The organism is Gemmatimonas sp., assembly GCF_044376735.1.
Lineage (GTDB): Bacteria > Gemmatimonadota > Gemmatimonadetes > Gemmatimonadales > Gemmatimonadaceae > Gemmatimonas.
Genome location: NZ_JBILKJ010000154.1, coordinates 1 through 5,957, shown reverse-complemented (window position 1 = coordinate 5,957; position 5,957 = coordinate 1). Strand labels below are relative to the sequence as shown.

Below are 5,957 nucleotides of genomic sequence, written 5' to 3'. Positions count from 1 at the left end.
GCCGACGGATCACGACGCATGAGCAGCGTCAGCCCATTCGGCAGGACTTCGCGAACGGTCTCATGGTGCAGCGCGAGCGCATCGCTCGGCCGCTGGATTCCTGAGGTCATCGCGAGGCCGGTATCGTGGAGCCAGCGCCCGGAGGCGACGCCGACGCCACGCAGCCGGACCAGTCGCCCGGCCCGGCGCGATCGGTCCATCGGCGCGCCTCTTCGAAACGGCCTAGGCGGAACAGCGCACAGCCCAGAAAGCCCTGGGCAACGCGGTCGGTCGGATCGCGCTGCAACGCGCGCACGTAGAACCGTCGCGCCATCTCCGGCTGGCCGTCGGCCAGCATCACCGACGCCAGCTCGCGGGTGGCGAGTGCGCTGTTGGGCGCGAGGCGAACAGCGGTGGTGAGCAGGCGTCGCGCGCGCGGCAGATCGCCGTCTTCGCGGGACATGCGCCCGAGAAACACCAGCGGACCGGCGTCCGTGGGATGCTGCTGCGCGGCCCGCGTGAAGGCGGTTCGCGCCACTTCACGCGCGCCCCGCCCGTAGGCGGCCACGCCAGCCCGATACGCGCGATCGGCACGTTGCGACCAGAGCCACCACGCGCCGGCCGCGATCACGATGAGCGTCACCAACACGCCGACGATGGCCCCCGCCGGGGCACGACGCGCGGTGTCAGGAACCGCCCGGGCCTCCGCCTCGATCGCCGGCACGGCGTTCACCGCCGGCCGCGGCGGCGTGGTGGACGGTATCGGTCGGTCCATGTCGACGGCGTGCTCGAGCGCGATCCAGGCCTCACGCAACAGCGCCTGCTCGGACTCGCTGGCGGCCGGGCCGTCAGAGCCATCGGCCCACGTGACCAGAGCCACCAGCGCGTGGGCGTCGCTCAAGGTGAGCGCTCCCATGCGACGTGCCTCCCCGACGAGCATCTGGCCGCTGAGTTCCGGCCGCGCAGTGACGGCCCGCAGCACCCGCTGCGCGCTCGCCCACACGGCCGGGGCCGACGAGGCGCTTTCGGGGCTCCAGACGAAGCGCGCCGCGTTGAGCGCGGCGCGGGCGTCGGACGTCGTGGCGTCGGAGTGAGAAGGCACGCTACGACATCCCCACTAGCGATCGATCCGAAGCATGCCGGCGTCGGCCCCGCCGCGCAGGAAGGCCTCCGGTGCGTCGGACGCCACCTGCTTGCCCGTGGCGCCATAGAAGCGCCGTGCCTCGGCGGCCATGTATTCGTCGAGGGGGCGACCGGCGTCACGCGCGTCGCGCAGCGCTCGCACGATCTCCTCCCAGGTGCCCTCGAACACGCTGCCATCACGCATGATGACGCGGTGGGACGTCTCCGCCGCGAGCACGTCGGTGAAAGCCGGCTCCGCCTGCTCACCGTGGTGTTGATTCACCAATCCGGTGAGCAGGCTGCCCAGTGCCTCGAGCTGTCCCTGCGCCTCAGGCATTGCCTCGGCCTCCTGCTCCATCATCGACTGCTCGACCTCCTCAAGCAGATCGTCGATGGCGTCGTTCTCGTCGGCCAACTCCACAAGACGGGCTTCCCACGGCTTCAGTTCGCCGTCGGACTCGTCGAGCTCGTAGACCGACTTCTTGAGTTCGATCACGCGCCAGATGCCGAGCTCGTCCCAATGGTCTTCGGGCTTCGTCTTCTCGAACTCGACCAGCGCCGCATCGAGGTCGCCTACGTCGTACATCAGGTTCGCGAGGTAGACGCGCGCCTCGACCAACTGCGGATCGAGCGCGAGCGCGCGTGTGAGCGTCTCGACCGCGTCGGCATCGCGTCCCATCCGGTGCTGCGCATACCCTACGCAGGCCGCGGCCTCCGCCGAGTCGGCGGCGTGGCCAGCCGCACGATCGAAGTAGGCGAGCGCGGTGTCGACGAAGCCCTCGCGAAAGAGCGCGCGGCCGATCTGCAGCATCAGGTCGACGTCATCGTCGTAGCCCAGCGTCACCGTCTGTTCGAAGGCGCGCAGCGCGGCGTCGACCTGCCCGAACTTGAGCAGCACTTCGCCGAGGCCGGCGAGAGCGTCTTCGTGATCGGGGTCCAGCACCAGCGCTTCGTCGAAGCTGCGCCGGGCCCACGCGTACTCCTCCCGGGCCAGTCGGGCATAGCCGAACCCGACGTACAGCTCGACGGCATTCGGGTATCGCGCCACGGCTTCGCGCAACAGAGTGAGCGCCTCGTCGTACTTGCCCTCGTTGTAGAGGGCGTGAGCGCGCTCGTCGTATTCCTCGGAACTCAGGAACGGGGTGGGCATGATCAGTCAGACCTCCGGAGCGAGCGGGTTACGGTGTAGTACCGTGCGCGTCGAACTTCGTTCACTCGGGTGCTCTTGTCGGACACCTCGTCGGACACCTCGACCTCCATCACGTGCTGCGCCGGTCGTCGCGTGCTCATCACGGGGCGGCCTCGTACCGCGCGGCGGCCAGCGCCACGGCGATCCGTCCGGCGAGTGCGGCGTTGTTTTCGAGCAACGCCAGATTGGCGAGCACGGATCTTCCCTCCGTGCGATGCTGAATATCGGCCAACAGGAACGGCGTGACGGCCGCTCCCCGCACGCCCGCTGCACGGGCGGCGGCGAGTGCCGCGTCGGTGGCCGCATTCACCAACGCCGCGGGGAGAGCACTCTCAGCGGGTGGCGGCTGCACCACCAACATGGCGCTGCGGCACCCGAGCGCACGATGCGCGAGCCACGCCGCGACGATCTGCTCGGGCGTGTCGAGTGACGCGGTGAGAGCGAGACCGGTGTTCATCGAAAAGAAGCCCGGCAGCTCGCGGGTTCGGTAGCCGACTACCGGAACGCCCAGCGTTTCCAGCCGTTCCATCGTGGCGGGCAAGTCGAGAATGGACTTGGCCCCGGCGCACACCACGATCACCGGGGTGTGCGCGAGCGCGATGAGATCGGCGGATTCATCGAACGGGGCATCGCGATGGACGCCGCCGATGCCGCCGGTGGCAAAGACTTCGATGCCGGCCAGCGTACACATGGCGAGTGTGCCGGCCACGGTGGTGGCGCCGTCGGCATGCTGCGCGATCGCGAGACCCAGATCACGCGACGACACCTTTCGCACGCCATCGCGGGCGAGGAACCGCTCCAGATCCACCGGCTCCAACCCGAACGACGGTACGCCGTTGACAATCGATGTGATTGCCGGGGTCGCGCCAGCCGCCTCGACGGCGGCGAGCATCCGCTCAGCCGCGTCGCGATTGTGCGGCGGCAACAGCCCCTGTGCGAGCACCGAACTCTCGAGCGCCACCACCGGGCCTGCGCGGTCGAAGGCGGCTTCGATCACGACGGTGCTGCGCGTTTGCACTCGGCGCTCAGCCACCACTCGTGTGTTCAGCGCACCCCTCGGGGCCGCCACGTCGCTCGCGCGACGAGGTGCTCACTCGGTCGCGTCGTCGAACGCGTCGCTCTTCCGGGACTCCACCAGCTCCCATTCGCTCGACGTGGGATCGTACACGGCCATCACCTTGATCGTTTCGCCCGCCCAGGCGTCGAAGACCTTGCCGGTGTTCTGGTAGATCTTGATCTCATGGCCGTCTTCGAACTTGAGCACCACCATCGGATACGCGGTGTTCGAGTACTGCTTCCGAAGCTTCTGGGGCGGATGATTGGTCGGCGAATTCATCGTCTCGGGGTCAGGGGGGCGAATGATGGAGAAAACATGGTCGGATGACGCGCTCGGCGCCAGCTTAGGTCACCGTACTGCGGACGTCGGCAAAGGCCTTCCACGCACCAGTACGCAGGATGTCATCCATCGCCGCGACGCACGCATCGAGTTCGGCATCGGTCGTGTAAAAGTGCGGGGCCACCCGAATACCCGCGCCCGGTCGGTAGTCGATCACCACGTCGCGGGCGAGCAACGTTTTCGCCACATCGGCCGCGTGCGGTACGTCGAACGCCACAGTCCCACCACGTCGCTCGGCGTCACGCGGCGCATGCACGCGCCATCCACGCTCGTCGGCCATCGCGATGAGCCGCGTGGTCTGCCGCGTGCTCTTGGCGCGAATGGCGTCGAGCCCGGCCTCGGCGATGATGCGCGGCCCCTCGAGGCCCGCGAACAGGGCGGGGACCACCGGCGTCCCCCCCAGCCAGCGCCAGCCGCCCGCCGCGTACTCCATGGTGTCGGCGAAGGCGAACGGCGCGCGATGCGCCTGCCAGCCGGTCAGTGCGGGGGCCAACGCGGCGCTCGCCTGGGGCGAGGCGTACAGGAAGCACCCGCCGGGACCACCGCACAGCCACTTCAACACGCCGCCGCAGAGGAAGTCGGCGCCGAGCGCCTGCACATCCACTGGGATCACTCCCACGCTGTGATACGCATCGAGGGCCACGAGCGCACCGACCGACTTCGCCTTGGCGCAGATCGCCGCGGCGTCCATGATGTACGCCGAGCGAAAGAGCACGTGCGAGATGGCCACCAGGCGCGTGCGCTCTGTGATCGCGGCCAGCAGTCGCTCGAGGTCGATGGCAATACCGTCGTCGCTCGGCACCACGGTGACGCGCGCGCCGAGGCGCGGCGCCATCGCATCGTACGCGTAGCGCACCGAGGGAAAGTCGAGCGACGTCATCACGACTTCGTTGCGCTCGGGCGGAAAATCGATGGCCGAGAGAATGCTGCACATCGCCTGCGTCACCGTGGGCACCATGACCACGGTGCCGGGCGCCGCGCCGATGAGCGGTGCGATTTCGTTGCCCATCTTCACCGGCAGCTCCCACCACCCGTCGGCCCACGCGCGCACCCCACGCGTCTGCCACTGCCGCGCGTACTCCGAGAGATGATCGCTCACCGCCGCGGGCATGGCCCCGAGCGAATTCGAGACCAGATAGGTGGACGTCCCGAGGATCGGGAAGGCGTCGCGGAATCGCAGCAGGGCGTCGGGAGGAGTAGTCACGACTCAACGATAACGCAGGGAAAGCGGCCCCGCAGCCGTTCGACCGCCCCCCTTACGAGGACACCGCCAACGGCGTGCCGTGTGCCGGTCGCGCCGCCGCGCGGCTTGCCAAGCGCGCTTCACGGCGCTCCTCCAGCCAGCCGTACAGCACCGGCAGCACGAACAGCGTGAGCACGGTGCTCGTGATCAGCCCACCGATCACGACGCTGGCCAATGGCCGCTGCACCTCGCTGCCTGGACTCGTACTCAGCGCCATCGGCACGAAGCCCAGACTGGCCACCAGCGCCGTCATCAGCACGGGCCGGAGCCGGTCGGCGGCGCCCAACAGAATGCGGTCGATCACGCTCGGCCGCTGGTCGGCATGGGCATGGCGCAGATGATTGAGATGCTCCACCATGACCACCCCGTTCAGCACCGCGATGCCGAACAGCGCGATGAAGCCGATGCTGGCAGACAGATTGAGATTGAGCTGGCGCACCCACAGCGCCGCGACCCCACCCACCAGCGCAAACGGCACGTTCGCCAGCACCAGCATCGCCTGCGGGATGGACCGGAACGAGAGATACAGCAGCCCGAAGATCAGCAGCAGCGCGCCCGGCACCACGAGCATGAGTCGCGACATGGCCCGCTGCTGATTTTCGTACTGGCCACCCCACTCCAGGAACACGCCAGCCGGCAACGTGACCTCACGCGCGATCCGCGCCCGGACTTCCTGCACGAAGCTTCCCAGATCACGGCCCCGCACGTTGCTCAGCACCAGCGACCGGCGCTGCGCGTCTTCGTGGCCGATCATTTCCGGACCGGTCGTCGTTTGCAGGTCGGCCACGGCCGACAGCGGCACGAGTTCGCCACCCGGCGAGCGTATCGTGAGTCGGGACAGGGAGGCGGCATCGGCGCGCGACGCCTCCGGCAGTCGCACCACGATGCCCACGCGCCGGAATCCGTCGATCAATTCGGCCGCCACCTGCGAGCCCATGGCCAGCTCGATGGCCTCTCGTACGTCGGCCACCGACAGCCCGTACTGCGCAAGCGCTTCCCGCTTGATCTCCATACGTACCTGGCCGCTA

Annotated in this window: 6 protein-coding genes; all 6 read right to left on the bottom strand. The window is 68.7% G+C overall.

Features of this window, described 5'->3' with window-relative positions:
- Positions 1-106: 106 nt before the first annotated feature.
- Positions 107-1,081, bottom strand: a complete 975-nt coding sequence (locus ACIRA7_RS14200; protein WP_396221505.1) for a tetratricopeptide repeat protein — start codon at positions 1,079-1,081, stop codon at positions 107-109.
- A 15-nt stretch (positions 1,082-1,096) separates the two neighbouring features.
- Positions 1,097-2,251 (bottom strand): tetratricopeptide repeat protein, encoded by a 1,155-nt coding sequence (locus ACIRA7_RS14195; protein WP_396221504.1) that lies wholly within the window; start codon positions 2,249-2,251, stop codon positions 1,097-1,099.
- A 139-nt stretch (positions 2,252-2,390) separates the two neighbouring features.
- On the bottom strand, positions 2,391-3,323 hold the full coding sequence (locus tag ACIRA7_RS14190; RefSeq protein WP_396221503.1) for a pseudouridine-5'-phosphate glycosidase: 933 nt from the start codon (positions 3,321-3,323) through the stop codon (positions 2,391-2,393).
- Between the two features lie 57 nt (positions 3,324-3,380).
- On the bottom strand, positions 3,381-3,626 hold the full coding sequence (locus tag ACIRA7_RS14185; protein WP_396221502.1) for a hypothetical protein: 246 nt from the start codon (positions 3,624-3,626) through the stop codon (positions 3,381-3,383).
- Between the two features lie 64 nt (positions 3,627-3,690).
- On the bottom strand, positions 3,691-4,890 hold the full coding sequence (locus ACIRA7_RS14180; RefSeq protein WP_396221501.1) for an aminotransferase class V-fold PLP-dependent enzyme: 1,200 nt from the start codon (positions 4,888-4,890) through the stop codon (positions 3,691-3,693).
- A 52-nt stretch (positions 4,891-4,942) separates the two neighbouring features.
- A partial coding sequence (locus ACIRA7_RS14175; protein ID WP_396221500.1) for an efflux RND transporter permease subunit occupies positions 4,943-5,957 on the bottom strand: 1,015 nt, incomplete at its 5' end.